This window comes from Kitasatospora sp. NBC_00315 (genome assembly GCF_041435095.1).
Taxonomy (GTDB): domain Bacteria; phylum Actinomycetota; class Actinomycetes; order Streptomycetales; family Streptomycetaceae; genus Kitasatospora.
In genome coordinates this window covers 4,316,859-4,342,038 of sequence record NZ_CP108025.1, presented here as the reverse complement: position 1 = coordinate 4,342,038, position 25,180 = coordinate 4,316,859, and the positions used below count along the sequence as shown (strand labels likewise).

At 72.5% G+C, this 25,180-nt stretch carries 25 protein-coding genes, 1 tRNA gene and 1 riboswitch; of the genes, 21 read left to right on the top strand and 5 right to left on the bottom strand.

Annotation, left to right across the window (positions count from 1 at the left end):
• Positions 1–482: 482 nt before the first annotated feature.
• Positions 483–1,169, bottom strand: coding sequence for an HAD family hydrolase (locus OG823_RS17735; protein ID WP_371480559.1), 687 nt, complete (start codon positions 1,167–1,169; stop codon positions 483–485).
• Positions 1,166–2,014 (bottom strand): GntR family transcriptional regulator, encoded by an 849-nt coding sequence (locus OG823_RS17730; RefSeq protein WP_371480558.1) that lies wholly within the window; start codon positions 2,012–2,014, stop codon positions 1,166–1,168. The genes OG823_RS17735 and OG823_RS17730 overlap by 4 nt, the downstream gene beginning before the upstream one ends.
• 524 nt (positions 2,015–2,538) lie before the next feature.
• Here OG823_RS17730 and OG823_RS17725 point away from each other — a divergent pair.
• From OG823_RS17725 to OG823_RS17655, 15 genes are all read left to right on the top strand, one after another.
• Positions 2,539–2,781 carry a hypothetical protein gene (locus tag OG823_RS17725; RefSeq protein ID WP_371480557.1) on the top strand — a complete coding sequence of 81 codons (243 nt, stop codon included), beginning with the start codon at positions 2,539–2,541 and terminating at the stop codon, positions 2,779–2,781.
• A complete protein-coding gene (locus OG823_RS17720; protein ID WP_371480556.1) occupies positions 2,781–3,227 on the top strand; it encodes a WhiB family transcriptional regulator in 447 nt (148 codons plus the stop codon). The genes OG823_RS17725 and OG823_RS17720 overlap by 1 nt, the downstream gene beginning before the upstream one ends.
• A gap of 8 nt (positions 3,228–3,235) precedes the next feature.
• Positions 3,236–4,051 (top strand): hypothetical protein, encoded by an 816-nt coding sequence (locus OG823_RS17715; protein WP_371480555.1) that lies wholly within the window; start codon positions 3,236–3,238, stop codon positions 4,049–4,051.
• Positions 4,048–4,422, top strand: coding sequence for an RRQRL motif-containing zinc-binding protein (locus OG823_RS17710; RefSeq protein ID WP_371480554.1), 375 nt, complete (start codon positions 4,048–4,050; stop codon positions 4,420–4,422). Before OG823_RS17715 ends, OG823_RS17710 begins: the two co-directional genes overlap by 4 nt.
• 54 nt (positions 4,423–4,476) lie before the next feature.
• The gene (locus tag OG823_RS17705; protein WP_371480553.1) at positions 4,477–4,926 is read left to right on the top strand and encodes a hypothetical protein; all 450 of its coding nucleotides are present in this window, start codon (positions 4,477–4,479) and stop codon (positions 4,924–4,926) included.
• A 46-nt stretch (positions 4,927–4,972) separates the two neighbouring features.
• On the top strand, positions 4,973–5,527 hold the full coding sequence (locus tag OG823_RS17700) for a hypothetical protein (protein WP_371480552.1): 555 nt from the start codon (positions 4,973–4,975) through the stop codon (positions 5,525–5,527).
• Positions 5,524–6,180 carry a plasmid transfer protein TraA gene (gene traA, locus OG823_RS17695; RefSeq protein WP_371480551.1) on the top strand — a complete coding sequence of 219 codons (657 nt, stop codon included), beginning with the start codon at positions 5,524–5,526 and terminating at the stop codon, positions 6,178–6,180. The genes OG823_RS17700 and traA overlap by 4 nt, the downstream gene beginning before the upstream one ends.
• Positions 6,181–6,211: 31 nt before the next feature.
• On the top strand, positions 6,212–8,293 hold the full coding sequence (traB, locus tag OG823_RS17690; RefSeq protein WP_371480550.1) for a plasmid transfer protein TraB: 2,082 nt from the start codon (positions 6,212–6,214) through the stop codon (positions 8,291–8,293).
• Positions 8,294–8,482: 189 nt separating this feature from the next.
• On the top strand, positions 8,483–8,674 hold the full coding sequence (locus tag OG823_RS17685) for a hypothetical protein (RefSeq protein ID WP_371480549.1): 192 nt from the start codon (positions 8,483–8,485) through the stop codon (positions 8,672–8,674).
• Between the two features lie 34 nt (positions 8,675–8,708).
• On the top strand, positions 8,709–9,137 hold the full coding sequence (locus OG823_RS17680; protein WP_371480548.1) for a hypothetical protein: 429 nt from the start codon (positions 8,709–8,711) through the stop codon (positions 9,135–9,137).
• 99 nt (positions 9,138–9,236) lie between these two features.
• Entirely contained in the window at positions 9,237–9,824 is a 588-nt protein-coding gene (locus OG823_RS17675) for a hypothetical protein (protein WP_371480547.1), read from the top strand.
• Positions 9,821–10,753 (top strand): bifunctional DNA primase/polymerase, encoded by a 933-nt coding sequence (locus OG823_RS17670; protein ID WP_371480546.1) that lies wholly within the window; start codon positions 9,821–9,823, stop codon positions 10,751–10,753. The genes OG823_RS17675 and OG823_RS17670 overlap by 4 nt, the downstream gene beginning before the upstream one ends.
• Positions 10,750–12,012, top strand: a complete 1,263-nt coding sequence (locus tag OG823_RS17665; protein ID WP_371480545.1) for a DUF3631 domain-containing protein — start codon at positions 10,750–10,752, stop codon at positions 12,010–12,012. The genes OG823_RS17670 and OG823_RS17665 overlap by 4 nt, the downstream gene beginning before the upstream one ends.
• 181 nt (positions 12,013–12,193) lie before the next feature.
• On the top strand, positions 12,194–12,382 hold the full coding sequence (locus OG823_RS17660) for a helix-turn-helix transcriptional regulator (protein ID WP_371480544.1): 189 nt from the start codon (positions 12,194–12,196) through the stop codon (positions 12,380–12,382).
• Between the two features lie 59 nt (positions 12,383–12,441).
• Positions 12,442–13,809: a tyrosine-type recombinase/integrase gene (locus OG823_RS17655; RefSeq protein WP_371480543.1), complete on the top strand. Its 1,368-nt coding sequence runs from the start codon at positions 12,442–12,444 to the stop codon at positions 13,807–13,809.
• A 138-nt stretch (positions 13,810–13,947) separates the two neighbouring features.
• Here OG823_RS17655 and OG823_RS17650 read toward each other — a convergent pair.
• Positions 13,948–14,035, bottom strand: a tRNA-Ser gene (locus OG823_RS17650).
• A 105-nt stretch (positions 14,036–14,140) separates the two neighbouring features.
• Positions 14,141–15,853 carry a S1C family serine protease gene (locus OG823_RS17645; protein WP_371480542.1) on the bottom strand — a complete coding sequence of 571 codons (1,713 nt, stop codon included), beginning with the start codon at positions 15,851–15,853 and terminating at the stop codon, positions 14,141–14,143.
• A gap of 288 nt (positions 15,854–16,141) precedes the next feature.
• Positions 16,142–16,293: riboswitch (TPP riboswitch) on the top strand.
• Positions 16,294–16,336: 43 nt separating this feature from the next.
• On the opposite strand from OG823_RS17645, the gene OG823_RS17640 reads away from it, so the two are divergent.
• From OG823_RS17640 to OG823_RS17625, 4 genes are all read left to right on the top strand, one after another.
• Positions 16,337–17,728 carry a cytosine permease gene (locus OG823_RS17640; RefSeq protein WP_371480541.1) on the top strand — a complete coding sequence of 464 codons (1,392 nt, stop codon included), beginning with the start codon at positions 16,337–16,339 and terminating at the stop codon, positions 17,726–17,728.
• 78 nt (positions 17,729–17,806) lie between these two features.
• Positions 17,807–18,613: a glycerophosphodiester phosphodiesterase family protein gene (locus OG823_RS17635; RefSeq protein ID WP_371480540.1), complete on the top strand. Its 807-nt coding sequence runs from the start codon at positions 17,807–17,809 to the stop codon at positions 18,611–18,613.
• Positions 18,614–18,924: 311 nt separating this feature from the next.
• Positions 18,925–19,413 carry an ATP-binding protein gene (locus OG823_RS17630; protein ID WP_371480539.1) on the top strand — a complete coding sequence of 163 codons (489 nt, stop codon included), beginning with the start codon at positions 18,925–18,927 and terminating at the stop codon, positions 19,411–19,413.
• Between the two features lie 57 nt (positions 19,414–19,470).
• A complete protein-coding gene (locus OG823_RS17625) occupies positions 19,471–20,466 on the top strand; it encodes a DUF5926 family protein (protein WP_371480538.1) in 996 nt (331 codons plus the stop codon).
• 209 nt (positions 20,467–20,675) lie between these two features.
• Here the strand turns inward: OG823_RS17625 and OG823_RS17620 are convergent, their stop codons facing one another.
• Positions 20,676–21,311: a bifunctional DNA primase/polymerase gene (locus OG823_RS17620; protein WP_371480537.1), complete on the bottom strand. Its 636-nt coding sequence runs from the start codon at positions 21,309–21,311 to the stop codon at positions 20,676–20,678.
• A 562-nt stretch (positions 21,312–21,873) separates the two neighbouring features.
• On the opposite strand from OG823_RS17620, the gene OG823_RS17615 reads away from it, so the two are divergent.
• The gene (locus OG823_RS17615; RefSeq protein ID WP_371480536.1) at positions 21,874–23,412 is read left to right on the top strand and encodes a PP2C family protein-serine/threonine phosphatase; all 1,539 of its coding nucleotides are present in this window, start codon (positions 21,874–21,876) and stop codon (positions 23,410–23,412) included.
• A 189-nt stretch (positions 23,413–23,601) separates the two neighbouring features.
• The gene (locus OG823_RS17610; protein WP_371484515.1) at positions 23,602–25,071 is read left to right on the top strand and encodes an aminopeptidase P family protein; all 1,470 of its coding nucleotides are present in this window, start codon (positions 23,602–23,604) and stop codon (positions 25,069–25,071) included.
• Positions 25,072–25,180 lie beyond the last annotated feature (109 nt).

The following is a 25,180-nucleotide window of genomic DNA, read 5'->3' as shown; positions in this document are numbered from 1 at the left end:
GCTGGCTTCAGCAAGACTTCGGGCTGAGCGGGTCGGTTCCCTCCTCGATCGGGCAGCTTCGCCGCCACCCGGGTTCTCCAGGGGCCGCCAAGGCTCAAATCGTGACGCTTGCGCCTGGCCTTGGCGGCCCCTGGAGGTTCCGGGTACGCCCTTGGGTGTCCGATCGAGGAGGGGGCCGTCCCGCGACCCATCACGATCACCACGACGCTGGTGCACCCGTGCACCTACCTCTGGTCCCCTCTGAGGAGGGCCGGGGTCTGGGGCGGAGCCCCATGGTTCTTGCGCTCACCGCCCCCTCGGCCGGTCACCCGTTCCCGTCCACTTCCGTGGCGCGGCCAGGCGCCGCCGAAGCGGGGCGCAGACAGGAGCGACGGCGAGCGGCGGGCCAGCGCCGCGAGCGCAGCGAGCCTTGAACCCGTAGGGAAGACTTTTACGCGTCCAACGTTGCCCGTCCCAACGCCTGTGCCGCTGGCCCAAGTAACTCAGAGCAGGGCATCTGCAATCACCTGCATTGAGTCCACGATGGCAATGGCACCAGCGGCGGCTAGCCTGGCGTCCTTCCCCGGCTTGTTCGCGTAGCCGATGGTGGGGACGCTGGCGGCGTCTCCGGCTTCCACGTCCCGAGCCGCGTCACCGATGAATACGCACTCCTCCGGCCGGGTGCCCGCGGCTTCCATGGCTTCCAGCAGGAGACGCGGGTTCGGTTTCATGGATGACGGGTCGCCCGGGGCACGGCCGAAGACTCCACTCACGTAGCCGCTCAGACCGTGATCGGCTAGGTAAGTCTCGATTGCCACGCCCGCGTTGTTGCTGACCACCGATACCGTCCGGCCCGAGTGTGCGCAGGCAAGCAGGACCGATTCTCCTCCCGGGGTCGGCCGACCGACACGGACCGCTTCGCTCTCCAGCGCTGCCAGCATGCTGTCCGAAATGCCGGTGAGATCCGGTCGGGCGTCCGAGATCAAACGAAGCAGTGCAAGCGGATCCACCTCGTCCTCGCCTCCCGGAAGGGCCTGCTCACCAGTAGCGAGCAGGCCCTCACGGAGTCGTTGCGCCACCTCATGGGCTGGCAGCCCCGCGAAAACGGAGCACACCGGACCGTCGAAGTCGAGTAGGACGTGCTTCACCGGCCGGAGCACGTCCGCGAGCGACTGCGGCGCCGCGCTCATGGCTGACGCTCGTACGCGATGGTGGACCACACGCTGTCGAACCACGTCTGCGACTGCTGCACGTACTGCGATCCCAGTGAGGCATCGTCCGGGCCGGCGGAGTGGTGGAACAGGGTGGTGTCTTTCCCCGTCACGTCGTAGAAGGTGTGAGAGTCGCCCTCGACCGTCACGGACCGCTCGCGTAGCGGGTAGAACCCGAAAAACGCTTCGGAGCGGTTCAAGATGTAGAGCTTGAAGAGGCTCGACGCCCGGTGCACCTTCACCTCGACCGTGGCGGACTGGACGAGCCCGAGTTCGGCGAGCACCCCCACGGAGTGCGCGATGCCGCCGGCGTTGGTGAGTGCGATGTTCCGCGCGCGGTCCCGCAGCGCGACCTCATCCCGCAGGCCGTCGACCAGCACGGGTACAGCCATCGGCGCTGAGGTGTCCGGCAGCAACAGGCGGACCGCGATGCTCTCCGGGGCAAGTCGCCCGGACCGGATCTTGTCCAGCGGCTCTTGCATCGCGTTGTACAGGGTCTCGCTGGAGAACCCCGCGAAGTCGATGGTCACGTGCGGCTGCGCGAAGGCCGTTTCGATGTGGGGCCGAAGGCCGACAGGCCGTTCGGTCCGCTCCCGGACGAAGGACCCGCTTCCCTGCCGGGTCACGATCAGCCCTTCCCCCCTGAGCAGGTCAAGGGCCTTGTCCACGGTGCCTCGCGCCACGCCGTAGTGCTTGGCCAACTCGGGGCCGGAGGGGAGTTTGTCGCCCGCCTCGAACCCCTCCTTCTTGGTGAGGATCGCAGCCCGAAGTGAGCTGCTGACCTGCTGATACGGGGGGCGGGGGTCATCCGGGTCAAGGCTCATGTGCCCATCGTAGTCGGCATGCCCAACAGAGGCGAGAGACCCAACTCTCTTGACCTGCCTAGGCAGGTTGTCTATGTTGAGCATGTCGCCACCGAGAGAAGCGGAAGCGATAAGAGGGGCCTTCTTAAGGCTGCTCTGACCTGCATAAATGCGTCCCGCGAGCAGCTGAAATGCAGCTCACGGGATGAAGGAGCCCCGGACAGATGGGGCTGAGGCACCCGGCGCCTGGTCAGTCCGGAGGGTTCGAGATCGAAAGATCACGTCGTCATACCTCACCGGGAGCTCGCTCCCCAACGTGACGACACACGCGGGCCCCGCACCGGCCGATTTCCCGGCGGTGCGGGGCCCGCACTGCTTGACGAGTGACTTTGACCCTCGATCCGCCCTGCTCGGGCGAGTCGCGGTCCATGGCTTCTCGTCATCCGACGTGTTGCCCCGGGCCCATGAGTCGGGGCCGCCGCGCCTTCCTTGGCCGGAGCGCGACAGCCCCTGCGGGCCCACACACCCCTAGAAGAGGTAGACCCGTGAAACTGATTGTCGCAGGCCAGGAAGCCGCTACGGCTTCCGAGTTCGCCGAGTTGGCCCTCGGCATCGACGTGGAGCTGTTCGCCGGCACCGACGAGGAGGACGACCTCGACCGGCGGACCCGGCTCGCGGTCGCCACCGAGGTTCTGCGGGACCTGGCCCCGGAGGCCGCCCGCTACGCCAAGGCCCTGATGCGCAACGCGGCCGAGCGCCGCCGGGTCCTCACCTGGAGGGCCGCCTGATGAGCGTTGTCCCGGTCCGCCGGCTCGCCGGCACCATCACCCCGCACCTGACCGGCCGCCCGGCCGTCCTCACGATCGCCGACCTGCGCACCGCCCCCGACCAGGGCCTGAGCGGCGCCGCGTGCACGACCGCCGACCCGGACCTGTTCTTCCCCGAGGACGGCGACACCTTTGCCGAGCGCCGCGCCAAGGCCATCTGCGCCGCCTGCCCCGTCCGCACCGCCTGCCTGACTGGCGCGATCGACCGCGGCGAGCCGGTCGGCATCTTCGGTGGCCTGACCGAGACGGAGCGCGGCATGCCCCGCTGGAGGGAAATCCGCGAGAGTGACCGCCCCGCCCCCGTGGTCCGGGTGCCGGAGGCGGTCACCGACGCGCTTCGCACGTTCGTCGCGGACCTCACCCAGCAGGCCCGCCGGCTGCACTCCGCCGCCGGGGGTGGCCGGTGAAGCGGCGGATGGATCTGTTGGCGTGGCTGGCGATGGGGGCGGCCGTGACGGTCTCCGCCCATGGCGAGTGGCGTCTCGCGGTCGACTGCGGTTTCGGGTCGGCGGTCGCCGCCGGCCTGCCGCTGGCGCTGGACACCTACGCCCTGCGGGCGCTTCGCGCGGGACGGGAGGTGTTCCCGCCGGTGCTCGGAATGATCGCCACGAACGCCGCCGCGCACCTGCTCGGCGCCGGCGTCATCCACCAGGGATGGCCGCTGATCGTCGCCGTATCCGCTATCGCGCCGTTGGTGCTGTGGCGGGTACACGTACTCCACGCCACCACCCCCACCGCCCCGGCAGCGCTGCCGGAACCGTTGCTGGAGGACGACTTCCCGCTGATGTGGGCCGACCCCGCACCCGCTGTACCCGGGACGTACCCGGACCCGGTACCCGCCGTATCCGCTGTACCCGAGACGTACCCGGCGACAGTGGACGAGCCCGCCGAGACGGCCCCGGCGGCGCTGCCGGAGCTGGAGTTCTGGCCGCTCCCCCAGCGCCCCGTACCCGCCGCCGAACCGGAGCCCACCCGCCCAGGCACGGCCGGCGAGTACGTACCCGACGACCCCGGATACGCCGAGTACCCCGACCCTGACCAGCAGGAAGACGCCGGGGAGCCGGACGAGCTGACACCAGCCGCTGCCGAGAAGTACGCCGATGTACTCGCCGCCGGACGCCTGCCCGCCGTGCGTACCCTGCGCTCCGAGTACGGCATCGGCCAGCCCCGCGCACAGCGGGTACGCGACGCCCTGCGGGCCCTCGCCGAGAGCGGGCAGGTGACGGTGTGAGCCTGCCGCGCTTCTGGGACCCGGACGGCACGAGGTACGGGGGTATCCCCACGTACCCGTGGCAGATGGCCCCGGACGGATACATGACCCGCCGCCAGCTCCGCGCGGTCGGCCTGCGCCCCGGCGGGCAGCCGGTCGCCGCACAGATCCTCTGGCAAAGCCGGCGTCTCGGCGTCCGCGCCGCCTACCTCTACCGCCGCGGACTGGCCCAACCGGTCCGGCCGATGACCCCCGCCAAGGCCGCCGCCCTCGCGCTGGCGATGCGGGCCCGGCGGACCTGCCCCGACTGCCGGCGCGACGCCGGATATGTCCTGCCCACCCGGTACGGCACCTGCCTCCCGTGCGCGGACGGCCTCCCGACCGCAGCCTGACGAACGGCGCAAATCCGACAACTCCACCTCACTGCAGACCGGTTGGAGCACACCGTGACCACTTCCCGCGCGGCCCGGTTCGCCGCCTCCTACGCTCTGTTCCGCGCCGCCGCCGACGTGGCGGACCACTGGATCCAGAGCGACCACCAGGCCACCGTCAAGGGCCAGCACTACCACACCGACGGCCAGTCCAGCGCCGCTGGGCGCCGGGCCTGCGCCGCCCACGTCGCCGCCTACACCGCCACGCAGGCCGGCGCTCTGCTGCTCGGCTCCCACGTGCTCGGCATCCGGCTGAAGCCCGGCCCGGTCGTGGCGGCCCTGGCCGTTTCCGCCGTCACGCACTACGTCGCGGATCGGCGCGAGCCCCTGCGGCGCCTCGCCGACGCGACCGGCAAGAGTGCGTTCGTCCGCCTCGCCGACCACGGCATGAACGGCGCCTACTGCCTCGATCAGGCGTGGCACCACGCGTTCGAGACCGCCGCCGCCGTCATCGCCTCCGCCTGACGAACAGCGCCAACACCACACCCCAACAGCCGACTTGGAGTTCCCGATGCGTTCGCGTGTCCGTACCACCAAGGTACAGATACCCCGTCAGCGTGGACGGCACGGTGCGCCGGCCGCCCACGTGATCGACCTCGGCCGGGGCACGACTCCGCTGGTCGTCATGATCCCCGACCGACCGACCCTCACACGGCAGTTGGCCTACGCGACCGGCAGCGCACTGTGGCGTCACCGCGCCGCTTGGGCACCGTCCTGGGTTGCGCTGGGCCTGTTCGCCGCCGCCGGGCTGTTGTCCGTCGCGGCGCCGGCCGCCGGGGTCGTCCTCGCCGTCCCTGCCCTGCTCGTCCCCGCCGGATGGGCGATCGTCCGCCGTTGGCACCCGCGTTCCGCGGTGCGCCGCCGGGCCCGCGCCCTGCGCCTGCCGGTCCTGCTCGCTGGCGCGGTCGCGCTCTGGACGGGCGCCGCGTGCCTGTTCGGCCCCGTCAACTGGCCGCTGTTCGGCCTCTGGGCCGCTGCCACCGCCGCCGGTCAGGCCGCGTGGTGGCGCTCGCGCCGGACCGTCGCCGCCAAGCCCCTGACCGCACCTGAAGGAGATCTGACGTGAGTGTTCCTCCGCAGAGCAACCCGTTCGACCAGCAGGACCAGTGGTTCCAGGCCGGCCAGAACTACGCCCGCCCGCCGCAGGCCCCGCAGCAGCCCAGCCCCGGCCAGGGCGGAGGCCAGGGTTCCCGTGGCCGTCAGCCGGGCGGCGGGCAGAGCGGGAATCAGTACCACTTCCACTACAACTCCGGCGACGGGAAGGCCGGCGGCCCGCGCGGCTACGACGGCGGCGGCCGGGCGGCCGGGCCGGGCGGCATCGGGCAGGCCAACCCCGGTGCGCAGGGCGGCGGGCAGCGCGGCGGCGGCCGCACGCACTCGCCGCTGGGGGACCCGGAGTTCTTCACGAACGCGGACATCCGCAACTACTGCGAGAACGCCCGCGCGGCGTTCCTGCAGCTCTCCTTCGAACTGGCCATGGCCGCGGAGGTGCTGCAGGCGGTCCTGAAGGAGGTCCCCGACCCGGACGGGCGCCCGTTCAGCGGCCAGATGCGGGCCCGCAGGGTCGCCAAGCACCTGAAGAAGACCGCCGACGACGCCAAGGACGCCGCGAAGAACGCGGCCCGCACCTACGCCTCGTTCCAACGCGAGTTCGACCCGGAGCTGAACCGCTCCGGCCGCCCCCGCCCGCAGCGCCGGTCCTTCGACTTCGGCGGCTGACCCGCCCGCCTCGACCTGAAGGAGGTCGCACGTGTCCGGCAGCAACAACATGGCCCACCCGCTCCACCTCGACCCCAACCAGCCCGGCCAGCAGGGCGCTTACGGCCGGGGCGGCGGTGGGGTGGGTGAGTACCTGCTCGACCGCGCCAAGCCCTACCTGCCGCCGTGGCTGCTCGCCGGCGGAACCGGTGTCCTCTCCCTGCCCGCCTACGGCATGTGGGGCGGGTCGGCGGCGGCGTCCGCTGGACTCACCCTCGCCTCCGTCGGCCTCACCGTCGCGACGTGGTGGGCGGGGAAGTCGACCACCCAGCAGCGGCGGTTGCACTCGGCGATCACGGTCGCCGCCGGGACCTCGTGGTTCACGGCGGCGGCCCTCGCCGGCCCGGCCGCCGGCCCCCTCGGCAGCCTCTACCTGATCGGCGCCCCCGCGCTCGCCGCCACCTGGAACATCCGCCAGATCCTGCGGGTCAACGCCGACGGCCAGACCGCCAGCGCGGACAAGGGCCTGCTGGAGAAGGTCGGGCTCGCCAAGACCATGGTCACCAGTGCCAAGGTCGCACCGAACAAGGCGACGTTCGACCTCCAGCTCCCACCCGGGGAACTCACCCCCGACGACGTGGCCAAGGCCCTGCCCCGCCTGGCCGGGGCGTTCAAGGTCGCCAAGAACGCGGTGCGGATGACCACCGACCCGGACGACTCCTCCCGGGCGTCGATCACCGTCGTCCCCAACGACCTGCTCAAGAACACCGTCGCCTTCCCCGGGCCGTCCCACGCGGGCGGGTCGATCGCGGACCCGATCGTGGTCGGGATCTACGAGGACGGCACCCCGGCGATGCTGTGGTTCCCCGGCGACCCGCAGGCCGGGCGCAACGCGATGCACCTGATCGTCATGGGGATGACCGGGTCGGGAAAGTCCGAGGGCGGGATCACCGTCCTCGGCGAGGTCGTCACCCGCCGCGACGTCATCGTGTGGGCGTCCGACCCCGCCAAGGCCGAACAGACCCTCGGCCCGCTGCTGCCCTCCCTGGATTGGGCGGCACTCGACATGAACTCCACCAAGGCCATGATCGAGGCCCTGCGCGCCTCCATCCCCGCCCGCACGGCGTGGCTCGCGAAGTACGGCTACAAACAGTGGGAACCCGCCTGCGCCGAGACGCAGGCCGACGGCTCCCCGGGGATGCCGTACCTGGTCGCGTGGTTCGAGGAGGCCGCCAAGACCATCCGCGAGACCGACGACGACGTGTTCACCGGCATCGCCCAGGAAGCTCGCTCCGCCGGAATCTCCCTGGTTATCTCCCTCCAACGCGCCTCCGGCACCCAGGTCTCCACCGACTCCCGCGCCTCGTTCGGCTCCAGCTGGGTGTTCGGAGTCCGCGACGAGCGGGACGCCGGATTCGCCCTCCCCGACGAAGCCCTCGACGCAGGCGCCGCGCCGCACACCTGGAAGGACAAGAAGCCCGGCTACTCCTACCTGGTCGCCAACGGCGTCCCGGAGACGTTCTGGGCCACCCCCGCCCGCTCCTACCTCACCCCCACCGACTACCTGCACTGGGCCGCCGTCACCTTCGCCGACGTCCGCTCCGCCTGCGACCCGGTCACCGCCGGCGCCGCCGCCAAGGCCGCCGGGCCCGCGTTCACCAAGCGCACCCGCCACCCCCTCCCCACCGCACCCGCGGCCCCGGTCCAGACCGGGCAGCCGGGTCTGGAGGGGTGGGACGAGGAGGACGGGCCGCTCTACCTCACCGAGGAGGACGACGTGGACGACGACAGCGATGTGCTGGACGACGACGGTCAGGAGTGGATCGACCCGGAGCAGGCCCTCCCGGAGGTCCGCACGATCCTGCCCCTTGGCGCCCGGCCGGCCGGGCCGCCGGCCCGCAAGCTGTCCAAGGGCGAGGCCCAGCAGGCGATGACGGACCTGCTGGCGGAGTTCGAGGACGAGGGCCGCACCGAGGTCGCCCCGGCGGACTTCATGGAACACTGCGACCGCTTCGGCCGCTCCCGGAGCTGGGTCTCCGGGGAGGTCTCCGCGATGGTCCTCGCCGGGCGTCTGCGGGAGACCGAAGAGGCCGGCCGGTACGAGATCGTGCCCGCCAACCAGTACGCCGCCTGAACCTCCCGGCCGTTTTCTGACGGGCCTGACGCGTCAGACGCGTCTGACGCCAAACGGCCCGTTTCTACAGGTGACGTGCGAGCGCGAGGGGTGTCAGACGCGTCTGACACCCCTCCTGACGCGTCTTCTGACGGCCCTGACACCCCACCCCGCTCAGCTTCTGACACCCCCGGAAGGGACCGCTCCGCCGTGCTCATCACCGCCTCCACCGCCCTCGTGTTCGGCGTCATCACGATCATCCTCATCCGCACCCAGCGCACCACCACCCTGACCGCCCTGCCCATCTGGTTGTCCGGGTTCACCGCCGCGAGCACGGGCCTGGCCGGGCCCGTGAACCAGGGACTCACCGCCCTCGCGCACTTCCTCGCCTCCTTCAACTGACCCCTCCCGCGCACGGCCCCGACAGGAGAGCACCGTGAACCACTACCAGCAGCAGCCCACCGCCGCGGTGCTCTACACCGCCGACGGCCACCCCCTCTACGCCACCACCCCCACCACGGCACCGCTCGTCCCCTACCAGCCCACCCCGGCGCCGGTCGTCGTCCACCACCCCGGCCCGGCCTACCTTCCCGCACAGCCCCAGCAGTTCACCCCGGCCCCGACCGGCGACCCGTGGCCCGCCCGCCTGCTCTGCGGCGGCATCGGCATCGGCGCCGCCGGCGTCGGCACCGCGTTCCTGCTCCAGGCCGTCGCCGCCGCGACCACCGGACTCGGCTGCCTGGCCGCCGTCCTCGCCCTCGCCTGGCTGCTCAAGAACAGCAACACCGGTGGTGGGGGCGGGCGGGGAGGTGCGGTGAACGTCAGCCTCAACGTCTCCAACCGCATGACCAACCGCAACCGCTGAACCCGGACAGCACGAAACCCGCAGCAGCCGGAACACCTTGCCGGGAAACCCCAGCCGCTGCGGGTCCTCGACCCCGTACAAGACGAGATCGGACCAAGCATGCCCCAGTTCACCAGCCAGACGCTCGCCCTCATCGACGACGAGCACGACAAGGCCAACGCCTCCGCCGGGTCGTCCCGCTTCCACTCCTACCTCGCCGTCAACGCCAGCCGCCTCCACGAGCACGGCGCCCCGCTCACCGCCGTCGACTTCGCCCACGCGGTGTGGCGGATCGCCACCAGCCCCGTCATGTCCCCCGGCTACGTTCGTATCCGCCCCGACCTGGCGGGCGTCACCCTCGTTACGACCGGCATCGACTACGACCAGGTCGCGCTCCGGATCGACGTCGCCCTGCGCCACCGGGTCCTCGCCCGCCGCCCCGCCGGACAACCGGAGGACTGGGAGCGCGACCCGTGGTCCAGCAGCAACGAATGGGCCGCCGCGATCGAACCGGGCCTGCACCGTCCGGCCCTGCTGCTGACCGCCACCCTCCTGGTGCCCCTCCCCGGGCACGCCCTCACCGCACCCTCAGTCGCCCGACCCGGTCCGGCGATGACCCGCCAGGCCAAGCAGGTGGTCAGGGCCGTCGCGGAGCACGCCAACGCCAGCGCCCACCTGGTCGCCGAGCTGATCGGGAGCGGTCGGTGAACGCCCGCGCGCTGCCCGGTACCCGCGCCGCAGCCGCACGGTTGCCCGCGCGGCCGAGTGCACAGCCCGCCCTGCTCGCCGCCGCCCTCGGCGCGGCCGCACGCGGATGGCACGTCTTCCCGCTCACCCCGAACACCAAGCGCCCCGCCGTCTCCAGCTGGGAGCAGCGAGCCACCACCGATCCGGTGCGGATCCGGCGGTGCTGGGGCGCCGGGCCGTTCAACGTCGGTATCGCGTGCGGCCCATCGGGGCTGGTCGTGATCGACCTCGACACCCCGAAGAACGGTGCCCACCCGCCGGCGGAGTGGGCGGAGCCGGGGATCACGGACGGCACTGACGTGTTGGCCGAACTGTTCCACCGGGCCGGGCTGCCGGTACCGGACCAGACGTTCCGAGTGCGGACCTGCCGGGACGGGCGTCACCTGTACTTCGCGGCGCCCGGCGGGCCGGTGCAGCCGAACACGGTCGGCAGGCTGGGTTGGCTGATCGACAGCCGGTCCGCCGGCGGGTACGTCGTCGCCGCCGGTTCGGTCGTGGACGGCGCCACCTACCGCGTGGAACTCGACCTGCCGCCCCTGCCACTTCCCGCTCTTTTGCTGATCAGCGAAAAGACCATCACCGCCCGGCCCGCACCCGCGCGCACGTCGGGGCGGATCTCCGACCCCGCCGCGTGGGCGAACACGGCGCTGGACCGGGAGTGCGACAAGGTCGCCACCACCCGCGAGGGCGGACGCAACCACGCACTGGTCGGCGCGGCCCGGTCCCTGGCCCGGATGGTCGCCACCAGCCACCTCAGCCGCACCGAGGTCGAGGACCGGCTCACCGCCGCCGCCAACGCCGCCGGGATCGGTGACGCCGAAGCCGCGCGCACCATCCGCTCCGGCCTCGACTGGGGCCTCGCCAACACCAACGTAGGACGGGCCGCATGACCGAAGCTCCCAGCCCGAACAGCCCCACCCCGCAGGAGGGCGCCGCCGTGCTGGACGCGGTCGAGGCCCACCACCGGCGCTTCAACGTCTTCCCGTCGGAAGCCGCCTACGTGGCCGTGACCCTGTGGGACGCCCACACCCACCTGCTCGACTGCTTCGAGTCCACGCCGCGCATCGCGTTCCTCTCCCCGGAACCCGGCAGCGGCAAGACCCGCGCCCTGGAGATCATCGAAACGCTCACCCCGAGGCCGATGCTCACCACCGACGTCAGCCCGGCCGCGCTGTTCCGCTCCGTGTCCGACCCCGAGGCCCGGCCCACCATGCTGTTCGACGAGATCGACACCACCTTCGGTCCCAAGGCCGCCGGGAACGAAGACCTGCGCGGGCTCATCAACTCCGGTCACCGCCGCAGCGGCGTCGTCCTGCGGTGCGTCGGCGACGGCTCCACCCAGACCGTCCAGCCCTTCCCCGTCTACGCCGCCCTCGCCATGGGCGGACTCGGCGACCTGCCCGACACCATCATGAGCCGCTCAGTCATTGTCCGGATGCGCCGTCGCGCCCCCAACGAGAAGGTCCAGCCGTACCGGGAGCGCATCCACAAGCCTGAAGGGCACGTCCTACGTGACCGCCTGGCAGCCTGGGCCAGCACGGTCCGCGACCAGCTCCACGACGCATGGCCCGAGCTTCCCGACGGCATCAGCGACCGCCCGGCCGACGTGTGGGAACCGCTCATCGCGGTCGCCGACGCCGCCGGCGGCCACTGGCCCGAGCGGGCCCGCGCGGCCTGCGTCCAGCTCGTCACCGCCTCCAAGGCCAACGACAAGGGCTCCATCGGCATCCGCCTCCTCGCCGACCTGCGGGACGTCTTCGCCGGCGCCGAACGACTGCTCAGCGCCGAACTGCTGAGCAAGCTCGCCGAGCTGGACGACGCGCCGTGGGCCGACCTCGACGGCAAGCCCATCACCGCCCGCGCCCTCGCCCGGATGCTCGGCGACTACGTCACCGCCGACAACGACCCCATCAAGCCCCGCAACATCAAAACCGGCCCCAAGAGCAGCGCCAAGGGCTACTACGCCGCCGACCTCGCCGACGCCTGGCTGCGCTACTGCCCGCCCCGCTCCCAGGAATCCGCTACTCCCGCTACTGCCGCTACCGCGCAGGTCAGAGCCCTGTTTCCGGTAGCGGATACGCCCCCAGTAGCGGATACGCATCCGCTACCCGCACCCGAACCGGCCCTCACGGCAACGAGCCTGCCGTAGGCCGACTGCCGCTCCCGCCAACCTGACGGGATCGGCACCGATCCGCTACCGCTACCCAATCCGCTACCAAAAACATGCCCCTGACCAGGGAGGTAGCGGCAGTAGCGGCAGTAGCGGATGCCAGAGAAGAAGGGGGCGAAGGCTGCCCCCGGCCCAGTCGCTTTCCTGATCGGAGTGGCAGATGCCCAAGCAGGAACACCTGAAGCTCCCCGCGATCCTGGAGGAGCTCGCCATGTCCCGGTCCGCCTTCTACCGGATGGTCTCCCGGGGCCAGGGTCCGAAGCTCCTCAAGCTCCCCAACGGTCATATCCGGGTGCGTCGAATCGACCTGGACGCCTGGTGGGCCGGGCTGGAGCAGGACGCCGCTTAGGACGACACAGACCCGCAGGGCCCCGGCAATCGCCGGGGCCCTCTCCGTTGGGAGCGCACTTGCTGACATACGACGTTCGGCTTTACACGATTCGCCAACGCCCCGGCCGCCGGCTCCCGTTCGAGTTGCGGTGGAAGGTCGGGTCGAAGCCCCACTCAAAGAGCTACGCGACCAAGACCCTCGCGACCGGTCGGCTCGCCGAGATCCGCACAGCGATGAAGAACGGCGAGGAGTTCGACCAAGAGAGCGGCCTGCCGGTCTCCGAGCTGCGGAAGCAGACGGAAGGCACCTGGTACGACCACGCAGTGGCGCACGCAAAGATGAAATGGTCGCGGTCGTCGGCCAAGGCCCGTGCTGCTCGGGCCGATGCTCTGGCGACCGTCACGCCCGGGTTGGTGACGGACCATCGGGGAGCCCCTAACCCTCGCGTGCTCCGCCAGGCTCTGAGCTGCTGGGCATTCAACTTCTCCGATCACCGACCGGATCCGCCGGAGGAGGTCGAAGCCGCGCTGGCATGGATCGCCAGGAAGTCCGTCAAGATCGGTCAGTTGGCGGACTCCGACACCGTCCGATTGGGGCTGGAGGCGCTGTCCCACCTCCTGGACGGCAGCGTCGCGGCGGACAACACCATCACCCGGAAGCGGATGGTCTACAACAACGCTCTCCAGTACGCGGTTGAGCGCCGGAAGCTCCCGGCGAATCCTCTCCAGTTCGTGGACTGGACGCCACCGGAGACGGACGACGAAATCGACTTCCGTTGGGTGCCCAGCCCCCAGCAGGGACGTGCCCTGATCGACGCCGTGGGGAAGGTCTCTCCCCGGGGACGGCACCTGAAGGCGTTCTTCGGGTGCATCCTCTATGCCGCCACCCGGCCGTCTGAGGCACTGGACATCCGGCTGTCGAACTGCACGCTTCCCGATGAGGGATGGGGGTCCCTGCTGCTAGCCGGAAGCTCCCCCGGGGTCGGGTCGCGCTGGACCGACGACGGAGAGGCGCACGAGGAGCGCGGCCTGAAGCGGCGGGCGCGCAAGGCCACCCGACCGGTGCCGATTCCGCCGGCGCTCGTTCGGTTGCTCCAGGAGCACATCGCCGAGTTCGGGGTGGCCACTGACGGCCGGCTGTTCCGGGCGACAGAGGGCGGTCGGCTGCTGAGCAAGGAGTGGTCGGCCGTCTGGAAGGAGGCCCGGAGGCTCGCGCTCACCCCGGAGGAGGCGGAGACGCCGATCGCCGGCGTGCCGTACTCGTGCCGCGCCACCGCGGTGTCGGGATGGCTGGTCGCCGGCGTCGACCCGGTGGAGGTTGCCCGTCGGGCCGGGCACAGCGTGGCCGTCCTTCTCCGGTTCTACGCGAAGATCGTCGCCGGGCGGGAGGATCACGCGAATGCCCTGATCGAGCGGTTTCTTGGTGGCGCTGACCTGGAGAAGTAGGCGGCGACTCTGGCCCACAGTTGGCCCACACACGGTGACCTGTGGCGGGATCCAGGTGGGACACCCCGGGACGCAATCGAAAAGAGGGGGTATCGGCAGTTGGCCGATACCCCCTCTGATCAGGGTTTTCCCCACCAGCGGAGAGCGTGGGATTCGAACCCACGGTGAGGGGTCACCCCACGACAGTTTTCAAGACTGTTCCCTTAGGCCGCTCGGGCAGCTCTCCAGGCGGAGGTCAGCCTAACGGGTCCGGCGGGGTTCGGTGCACAGGGATTCCGCGGGCGGGGTGCGTCCCCGGGTGGGGGCCCGCGGTGTGCGGACGGCGGTGGGATCAGCTGCTGTCGCCCTTGCGCTCGCCGAGGGTGACCTTGGTCGTGGCGGTCTTGCCGTCGCGGGTGTACTCGACGTCGACGGTGTCGCCGGGCTTGTGCGTCCAGATCTTGCTGACCAGGGCGGGACCGTTCTCGATCGGGCTGCCACCGAGCTTGGTGATGACATCGCCCGCCTTGAGGCCGGCCTTGTCGGCGGGGCCGCCGGGGGTGACGGCCGGGGTGCCCTGGACGGCGGCGGTCTGGATCTGGGCGCCGTCGCCCTTGTAGTCGTCGTTGCGGAGCACGCCGAGGATCGCGTAGACGGGGGTCTTGGTCTCGATCAGGGTCGAGGCGACCCACTTGGCCTGGTTGATCGGGATGGCGAAGCCGAGGCCGATGCTGCCGGCCCGGCCGCTGCCCGAGGTGTTGGACTGGATCGCCGAGTTGATGCCGATCACCGCGCCGCCGGAGTCGAGCAGCGGGCCGCCGGAGTTGCCCGGGTTGATCGAGGCGTCGGTCTGCAGGGCGTTCATGTACGAGGCCTGCGCGCCGGTCTCGTCGCCGGAGGCGACCGGGCGGTCCTTGGCGCTGATGATGCCGGTGGTGACGGTGGACTCCAGGCCGTACGGAGCACCGATCGCGATGGTCGCGTCGCCGACGTTGACCTTGTCCGAGTCGCCGAGCGGGAGGGGGCTGAGCTTGTCCTTCGGCGGGTTGTCGAGCTTGACCACCGCGACGTCGTAGCCCTCGGCGCGGCCGATCACGGAGGCCGAGTAGGACGAGCCGTCGGCGAACTTGACGGTCAGCTTGCCGCCACTGGCGGCCGGCGCGACCACGTGGTTGTTGGTGAGGATGTGGCCCTCGGTGTCGAAGACGAAGCCGGTGCCGGTGCCGGACTCGGTGCTGTTCTCGGCCTTGATGGTGACCGTGCTGGGCAGCGCCTTCTGGGCGATCCCGGCGACCGAGCCGGGGGCGGCCTCGTTCTTCTGCGTGTTGCCGGCCTGGACGGTGGTGCTGCGGTTGTCACTGGCGGAGCTGACCGTGTCGCCGCCGTCGTTGACCGCGGCGCCCACCACCCCACCGGCCACACCGGCGACCAGGGCGACGGCGGCGATCAGCGCGATCAGACCGCCGCGCTTCTTGCGCGGGCCACCGGGCGCGGCACCCGGGTACTCGCCCGGGTAACCGGGCAGGCCCGGTCCGCCGGAGCCGGCGAAGGTGCCGCCGGCGTGGTCCTGGGCGCCCCAGCCGCCGAGCGGCTGGCCGGCCCCGAAGGGGTGGTGGGCGTGCTCGGCGGGAGCCTGCGCCGGAGCGGCGTAGGGGTCGGCGGGCGCCGGCTGGGCGCCGGGCGCCGGGGCGTACGGGTCGTGGGCGGCGTGGACCGGTGCCGCGACGGGCGCGGCGTACGGGTTGGCCGGCGGCGGCGCGTCCTGGTAGCCGGGCGCGGCGGGGGCCGGGGGGAGGACCGGCGGCGGCGCGTCCAGGTACGCGGGCGGGGCGGGCGCGGCCGGAGCCGGCGGGGCGGGGGGAGCCGCCGGAGCCGGCTCCGGGGCGCTCAGCTTGCCGAAGGCCAGCGTCTGCGGGGAGTCCGCGACGGCCGGCGTACCGACGCCCGCCGGAGCGGACTGCGGCGGCTGGGCCGGACCGTCAGGCGCCGGACCCACCACCCCGTGACCGCCGGAGGTCTGCTCCCCCTGCGGCCCGGTGGACCCACTCTCGCGCTCGGTGCTCACTGACGACCTCCATAGCTGACAGAACCAAGAAGCATAGTTTTTCCTACGCGGGATTCGATTGCCGTAAGGGGCCCTCTGAAGAACTCATAAGAATCCTTAGCCGGACCGAACACCGACCGGACCGGACACCGACCGGACACCGACCGGACACCCGATCGCGGCCCCGGCCCCGCCGGGACCCGGCCCGCCCGGGCCCCGCCCCACCGTCCCCCCGGCATCCCGCGATGCGGACGGCCGGACCCCCTGGCCTTGGCGAACGTCGCGGCCCCCGCTAGCCTGTCGCTTCAAACTGACACACGCGGGAGCTTGGACCTCATTCCGGGCTGAGAGTGCGCTGGTCGACCGTACGCCACGGTAGTCGTGGCCGGGCGGGCGAGGGAGCGCTGACCGCAGGAACCTGTCCGGGTAATGCCGGCGTAGGGAGTATCGGCCGTGCCGTCCGCTTCGTCATCCTCTTCTCCGGACGCGTCCGCGTCCACGCAATTGCCCGAGCCGCAGGACGGACTTCACCCGTCCGTCGCCGTGCTGGAGCGCCCCGGACCGAGCGGGCACGCGGAGGCCCCGCTCGTCCTCGACACCGAGCCGCCGCGCACGCTGTCCTTCAGGGACCAGTTCGCGCTCTGGCTGAACCTGGGCGTCAGCCTGATCGGCTTCACCAGCGCCGCGACCGTGCTGGGCACGGCGGGCCAGGAGCTGTCCTTCGCCGCAGCCGTCGTCGCGATCGTCGCGGGCACGGCGATCGGTACGGCGATGCTCGCCGTCGCCGCGCTGATCGGCGCCCGGACGGGGGCGCCGGCGATGGCGAACCTGCGCGGGCTGTTCGGCACCCGGCTGAGCTACGTCCCGACCGTGCTGAACATCGCGCAGTGCGTCGGCTGGGGCGTCTTCGAACTGATCGTGATCGCGGGGGGCGCCCAGACGGTGGCCGGCACCGACGGGTACCGCTGGCTGTTCGTGGTCCTGGCGGGCGCGCTGACCACCGTGCTGACCATCTGGCCGCTCGGCGCGATCGCCGTGCTGCGCAAGTACGTGGCCGTGGCGGTGGGCATCGCGATGGTGTACTTCACCGTCCAGCTGGGCCGGCAGGGCTTCCCCGACCCGGGGGCGGGCAACTGGCACGGCTTCCTGCACTCGACCGACGCGGTCGTCGCGGTGTCGATCTCCTTCGTGCCGCTGGCCGCCGACTACACACGGCACTCCCGGACGCCGTCGGCCTCCTTCTGGGGCACCTTCTCCGGCTACACCCTCGCCCAGGTCTGGTGCTACGTGCTGGGCCTGATCGCGCTGCTGCAGTCCGGCGGTGACACCGAGAAGATCTTCTCCTCGTTCACCGGCGTCTGGGCGGGCTGGGCGTTCCTGCTGGTGCTGGTGCTGCGGGAGACCGACCAGTCGTTCGCCAACGTCTACTCGACCGCCATGTCGATCCACAACCTCTTCCCGCGGGTCGACCGCCGGCTGCTGACCGGCGGGATCGGCCTGCTGATCACCGTGCTGGCACTGCAGATCAAGCAGTTCACCGACACGTACAACAACTTCCTCTACCTGATCGGCTCGGTCTTCGTCCCGCTGTTCGCGGTGCTCGCCGTCGACTACTTCCTCGGCGCGGGCCGCCGCGGCTGGAACCTCTCCGAGCGGGCGCCGTCGCGACCGCTGATGCTGCTGCCGTGGGCGCTGGGCTTCGCCACCTACCAGTTCATCGCGCCGACCGCCGTCGCCGGCTGGTGGGTGGACTTCTGGACGGCCGCACAGACCAGGCTGCACTTCACCCCGCAGTCGTGGACCTCGGCCTCGCTCCTCAGCTTCCTGGTGCCCGCCCTGGTCACCTGGGCCCTCACCCCGCTGACCCGGGACCGGAGCGACGCGACGACCGACTGAGCCGGAGCGGCGACGGCGGCCCCGCACGTTGGGACCGCCGTCGCCCCCGCTTCACGTACCGGGCCTATCGTTGGCCCTGTGACCAGCCCCGACCTCTCCCCCGCCGCCGCCCGCCGCGCCTGCGCCGTCCAGGTGGTCGCGCACCGCGGCTCCTCGGACGCCCTGCCGGAGCACACACTGGCCGCGTACGAGCGAGCACTCGCCGAGGGCGCGGACGGCTTCGAGTGCGACGTACGGCTGACCGCGGACGGACGGCTGGTCTGCGTGCACGACCGGACGATCTCGCGGGTCTCGAACGGCCGCGGCGCGGTCTCCGCGATGACGCTGGCCCAGCTGGAGGCGTACGACTTCGGCTCCTGGAAGAACGGCGACACGGCCCGCCCGGTGCTGCGGCTGGACAGCCTGCTGGAGCTGGTCGTCGACTGCGGCCGCCGGGTCGACCTGGCGATCGAGACCAAGCACCCGGTCCGGTACCGGGGCCGGGTCGAGGCCGAGCTGCTGAAGGCGCTGGCGCGGTTCGGCATCGAGGGCCCCGGCGGACCCGAGGGACGGGCGCAGGCCAGGATCATGAGCTTCTCCTCGCTGGCACTCGGCCGGGTACGGCGGGCGGCGCCGGAGTACTCCCGGGTGTTCCTGTTCGACCGGATGCTGCCGCTGCGGCTTTCGCCCGGCGGCTCGCTGCCGGGCGGCGCGGGCATCGCCGGGCCGGGGATCGACCTGGTGCGCTCCCGCCCCGAGCTGGTGCCGGCCCTGCTTGCGGCCGGCCACCAGGTGCACGTGTGGACCGTGGACGAACCGGCCGACGTCGAGCTCTGCCTGGATCTCGGGGTGTCGGCGATCATCACCAACCGCCCGGCCCAGGTGCTCGCCCGGCTCGGGCGGTAGCGGCGGGCGCCTCGACGGGGCCGGCTCCGATCTCCGGAATCCACCGGTACGAGCGCGGAATCACCTTTCGCACCGTGACCACCGGACGGCTTGAAATGTCCGCGCAGGATCGCCCCAGAACCGTTTCCGGCGCATTCCCAAGGGGCATTCATCCCTCGGCATACGCTGAAGGAGGTCCGGGGGTGGCGTTGATGGTGGCGCGCGAAGTGCCTACTTCATCGACCATGGCGGTGCCGCACGGCCCGTCCAGCGTCGGGGTCGCGCGGCGTCGTCTTCGTCGAGATCTGGGCGACCGACAAGTACCGGAGACGGTGGTCGACGACGCGGTTCTGATCCTGTCCGAACTGCTCAGCAATGCCTGCCGCTACGCGAGACCGCTCGGCCGGCTGCTCGACCTGGGCGAGCGGAGCGAGGCCGAGGTGGTGGACAACGTGCTGGTCGGCCTGCCCTCCGGCTACCCGACGGGCGAGAGCGCCCGCCCGGTCCACGGCGGCCCGGACGGCCGCGACGGCGACCGGCGACCGGTCCTCGCCGAGCAGGACGGCGGTGTCCTGATCCGCTGGCAGCTGCGCCCGGACGGGATGCTGACCCTGGAGGTCACCGACGGCGGCGCACCGACCCGGCCACTGCCCTCCAGCCCCTCGCTGACCTCGCGCGGCGGGCGCGGCCTGAGCATCGTCGGCCGGCTGTCCGACGACTGGGGGGTACGGGACGCCCCCGGCGAGGTCACGGTGTGGGCCTGTCTGCCGACCCGGGCCCGGCACGCCCGGCGGGGCGGGAGCGACGCGCGAAGCGCGTGAGGAAACCTCAGTAGGCTGCCCGGAGCAAGCCGTCACCGTTTCCGGGAGAGCCGCACCATGGGCAAGAAGGCCGCCGCCAAGAAGGCGCCGCAGCGCAGCCAGTCCGCCACCGCCACCGCCGGCACGGGTGAGATCCCCGTGGTCGGAGCCCGGGAGGACTGCCCCTGCGGGTCGGGCCGCCGGTACAAGGCGTGTCACGGCCGGGAGGCCTCGCACGCGGTCCAGGAGCTGGTGCACCGTCCGTTCGAAGAGCTGGCCGGCGAGGCCGACTGGGTCGCGTTGCGTGAGCTGGTGCCGGCCGCGACGGTACCGCTGACGCTGGCCGCCGGGGTGGCCGACGGCGCGACGGGTGACGTCCCCTCGGTGACCCTGGCGACCGTGCTGCCGCTGGCGTGGCCCGCGCTGCGCCGCGCGGACGGCTCCATCCTGCTGGGCCTGCAGACCCAGTCCTCCTCCGGCGACCTGAGCCGCGACCTGGCGGACGCCCTGGAGCTGGCGCTGTCCGTCGAGCCCGGTGCCCCGGTGCCGTCCCGCCGGACCGTCCCGGGCGGGCGCCGTCTGCAGGACCTGCTCGACCCGGCCGCCGCGTTCACCCCGGCCGTGCACACCGGCTTCGAGTTCTGGCTGGAGGACGCCGAGGCCGCCACCGGCGAGGTCGCCGCCTCGCTGGAGCGGGCCAACGCCTCGGCCATCCCGACCGAGAAGCTGGCCGGCGTGGACGCCGCGTACTGGTGCGCCACGCCGGACAAGAACCACCTGCGCTGGGTGATGACCGTGCCCGAGGAGCAGCTGCTGGACGCGCTGGCGAAGCTGACCGCCGCCGACCGCTCCTCCATCGGCGCGGACACCCGCCTGGTCGGGTCGTTCCGGGCCCACGGGCTGACCGTCCCGGTCTGGGACCTGCCGGTCGGGATGACCGCCGCCGACTGCGAGAAGCCGGCCGCCGAGTTCGCCGAGCGGCTCGCCGAGACGCTGAAGGACGACGCCCCGCTGACCGCCGAGGAGCGTCGGGCCCGTGCCAACCTGGTGAACCGTCAGGTCACGCTCAACTGAGCACTGTGATACGCGTCACATTCCGGCCGCCGCCCGCAATTTCCGGGCGGCGGCCGGGTCTTGGAAATTGGCGCGGCAGCAGATTCTTGTTACTGTTTCAATCAGTCCGGTCGCTGGTGCATCCCCCGTCGCCAGCGGCCGGATTTCTCATGTCCGGACATCACTGTCCGTGACCGGAGTCGCACCGGCCCGGCCGCGACCGGGCGGCGTCAGAACCGGGGCCGACCGCTGTCCTGCTTCGCGGTGGCGGTGACCAGCTCCTCCAGCAGCGGGCCCACCTCCGGCAGCCAGACCCCACCGCCCTCGGCCCGCCGCGGCGGCAGCACCCACCGCACCCGGCCCTGGCCCGATCCCGGCGGCAGCACCAGGTACCCGCCGGGGCCGTGGTAGCGCATCGATCCCGGCACCCAGGGCTGCTGCGCCAGCAGCTCGGCCAACGCGTCCATCGAGTACGGGGCGACCAGCAGCGTGTACCGCCCGGGCGAGGTCAGCACCGGGCCGAGCGGCATCCGCAGCGCCGCGAAGTAGGCGAGGGCCCGGGCCGCCGCCACCGCGGGCAGGCTGACCCCGGAGACCGCCCGGCCGGTGGCCAGCAGGACGGGCGCGTCGGGGCTGCGACGCTCCCACCACCAGCGCACCATCCGGGGCTCGGTGGTGGCCGCCAGCAGCTCCGGGTCGTCCGGGTGTGCTCCGGGAACGGGACACTCGGTGTTCCGGCAGGAGCAGCGGTCGCCGGTGGCCCGGGCACCGGGCACCACCGGCCAGCCGTACTCGACGGCGGCCGCCAGGGCCGCCTCCAGTCGTGCCGAACGGGCCTCTCGTCGGTCTCGCCTGGTCTCACGCATGGGCGCTCGTTCCTTTCCGTGACCGCTGGGGCTTGCCGACCCCACCGGAGCCGTTACGGCCTCATGGGCCGGCCATCACCGCAGCCGCGCCGGACCGCACGCGACGTGGAACACGACATGGAACAGGACTTGAAAGGGCCCCTGACAGGTCGGCCCCTGGAACGAGAATCCCTCATGCGACCGAATGGACGCCGCTCAGACGCTGCTGGTTCCACCGTACGAGTGAGTGGCCCGCGACCGGCCCGGGCTACGGGCGGCTTACGCATACGATCCGGACGGCCATCGGTCCGGCCTTCGGCTCGACCCGTGGCGGAGCCCCGTCCCTGGCACTCTGCCCGCTCTCCGGCTTTCCATGCCCCGCGGCCGGCAGCCGTGGCGGGCCGGGCCGCACGGCGGGCGCCCCGGCCCCGGAAATGCCCCGAATGGCCTGTCCAGAAGTGGTGCCGTTGATGACGATCAATGACAGGAAGTACTGAGCCGCACAGCGGCGACGGACAGCGCCGGGAAGCACCGGGAAGCACCGAGCAGACATCACCCTAACCACCGTGCTGGGAGTAGCGGCATGACCGAGCCCCATCCGTCCGCGGCGCAGCTGCCGACGGCGCAGCTGTCCACGACGCACCCGTCCGCGGCGCAGCTCCGCGCGACGACCCCCACCACGACGAGCACCGACCCGGGCGCGCCGGCCGGGATCCGCCCGGCGGCCGTCCGGGCCACCCGGCCGCCGGTGCTCGGACTGCCCACCGCCGGGGCGACCGCCCTGTGCGGCCCGCCGGGCGGCCCGAGCGCGGACGGCGGCCGGGCCTCCCGGGCCGCGGGGCCCGGCGGCCCCACCGAGCTCGACGACCTCACCGAGCTGTACGAGCACACCGCGCTGCTCGGCCGCGCCCGTGGTCTGGACGCCACCCTGGCCGCGGTGCTCGGCTCGGGGGCCGCCCTGCTGCGCGCCCGTCGCGGCTTCACGGTCACCGCCGCTCCGGGCGGCCCCGGCCGGCCCGTCGGCCTGGGCCTGGACCGGCCCGGGCTCGGCGCGCTGGAGACCGTCCCGACCGGGGAGGGCCCGGTCGGCGGGCTGCTGCGCGGCCACGGCCGCCCCCGCCGGCTGGTCCACACCGACCTGGTCGGCAGCCCCGCGACCGGGCCCCGGCTGCGGGAGGTGGCGGCCCAGCTCGGCCTCGGCGCCTGTGTGGGCCTGCCGCTCGCCACCGAGGAGGACGGCCCGCTGGCCGCCGCCGTCTGGTTCTTCGACGAGCCCACCGTGCCGGACGGTCGCCGGCTGCGGCTCGCCGAGGCGTACTGCGAGTTCGCGGCCCCGCTGCTGGCCGGGCAGCTGGCGGCGGAGCGCTCCCGGCGCACCGCCGAGGCGCTGCGCCGGGGCCTGCTGCCGGGCCACCTCCCCCGGGTGCCGGGGGTCCGGCTGGCCGGGCGCTGCGTCCCCGCCGACCTGGAGCGCTCGTCCGGCAGCGACTGGTACGACGCGATCGCCCTGCCGGACGGCACCCTCGGGCTGAGCGTCGGCAGCGTCTCGGGGGACGGCCCGGGCGCGGGGCCCGCCTCCGCCCCCGGCGCCGCCGCGGCGATGGGCAGGATCCGGGCGGCGCTGCGGGCGTACGCCGTGCTGGAGGGCGAGGACCCGGTCTCCGTCCTCGGCGATCTGGAGCTGCTGCTCAAGACCACCGAGCCCGCCCGCAGCGCCACCGCCGCCTACGCCTGGGTGGAACCGGCCGAGCGCCGGATCACGCTGGCCGGTGCCGGGCACTGCCCGCCGGTGCTGGTCACCGGGTACGGCGCGAACTTCGTGGAGACCTCGCTGTCCGCGCCACTCGGCATGCTCAGCTGCTGGGAGGCCCCCGGCGTCGAGCTGGACGCGGACCGCGGCGATCTGCTGGTGCTCTACACCGAGGGCCTGGCCCGCCGGTTCGGGCCGACCCTGCACGCCGGGCAGGCCGCGCTGCGGCGGGCGGCGGCGGACGCCCCGCGCGAGGTCCGGGCCGATCCGGACCGGCTCTGCACCCACCTGCTGGCCCGCGCCGCGACGGCCGGCGGGTGCGCCCCGGCCGGGACGGACGACCTGGTGCTGCTCGCCGCCCGCTTCGAGTAGGAGGCCGCCCCCGCGGATCAGGGGCGACTTCCCCCGAACGGGTGAACGGGCGGCCGTCCGTACCATGGGACCGACGGCCGCCCACGCGTGTCGCGATCCGACGCGCCTCCGGCCTCCGGCCGGGGGGACCTTCGTGGCCGGCCTACTCGCAAGGAGGCGACGTACGTGACCGAGGACCGTACCCCGGCAGTGGCTGAGAACCCCGAAGCCGCCGGTACCGATGAGGAAGAGCTCCCGAAGGGCCGCAAGAACGGGCTCTACGACGAGGTCTCCGACGAACTCGCCACCTCGATGAAGACCGGCTGGGCCGACACCGAGCTGCACGGCCTCGCCCCGGTCGCCCAGGCCCCGTTCACCGCCGAGCGCCGTGCCAGGCTCTCCGCCGCCTTCCCGGGCGAGCGGCTGGTCGTCCCGGCCGGTAACCTGCGGGTCCGGGCCAACGACACCGAGTACGCCTTCCGGGCCGCCAGCGAGTACGTGCACCTCACCGGTGACCGGACCGAGGACGCGGTGCTGGTCGCCGAACCGACCGGTACCACCGGCCACACGTTCCGGCTCTACCTGCGGCCCCGCTCGAACCGCGCGAACGGCGAGTTCTGGCTGGACGGCAACGGCGAGCTCTGGGTCGGCCGCCGGCACAGCCTGGACGAGGCCGAGCAGCTGCTCGGCCTGCCGGCCCGGGACGTCCGCAAGGCCGCCGAGGAGCTCGGCGCCGCCGCCCCCGCACCGACCCGGATCGTCCGCGGCTACGACGCCGGCCTGGAGGCCGCGCTCGCCGGCGTCGTGGACGAGGAGAAGGACGCCGAGCTCAAGGTGTTCCTGAGCGGGCTGCGCCTGGTCAAGGACGCCTGGGAGATCGGCGAGCTGCGGGCCGCCTGCACCGCCACCGTCAAGGGCTTCACCGACGTGGTCCGGGAGCTCGGCCAGGCGGTGGCGACCTCCGAGCGCTGGATCGAGGGCACCTTCTGGCGCCGCGCCCGGGTCGAGGGCAACGACGTCGGCTACGGCTCGATCTGCGCGGCCGGGCCGCACGCGACCACCCTGCACTGGGTGCGCAACGACGGCGACGTCCGCCCCGGGGAGCTGCTGCTGCTCGACGCCGGCGTGGAGACCGACACCCTCTACACGGCCGACGTCACGCGCACGCTGCCGATCAACGGGCGGTTCGACGACCTGCAGCGCAAGATCTACCAGGCCGTCCACGACGCCCAGGAGGCCGGTATCGCGGCGGTGCGCCCCGGTGCCCGGTTCCGCGACTTCCACGACGCCTCGCAGCGGGTGCTCGCCGAGCGGCTGCTCGCCTGGGGCCTGCTGGACGCCGCCGTGTACGACGTCGAGAAGGTCCTGGAGCTCGGCCTGCAGCGCCGCTGGACCCTGCACGGCACCGGCCATATGCTGGGCCTGGACGTCCACGACTGCGCGCAGGCGCGGCGCGAGGCGTACGTCGACGCCACGCTGGAGCCGGGCATGGTGCTGACCGTCGAGCCCGGCCTGTACTTCCAGCAGGACGACCTGACGGTGCCGCAGGAGTACCGCGGCATCGGCGTCCGGATCGAGGACGACATCCTGGTCACCGAGGACGGCAACGAGAACCTCTCGGCCGCGCTGCCCCGGCGCGCCGAGGACGTCGAGGCGTGGATGGCCTCGCTGGCGCACTGACCGCTCCCCGGACCGGCGCCACTCGGCACCTGCGCACAGCACGGCGCGTGCCGTGCCCGACTGCGCACAGCACAGCACAGCACAGCGCGGGCCGGCCCCCTCGGTGGGG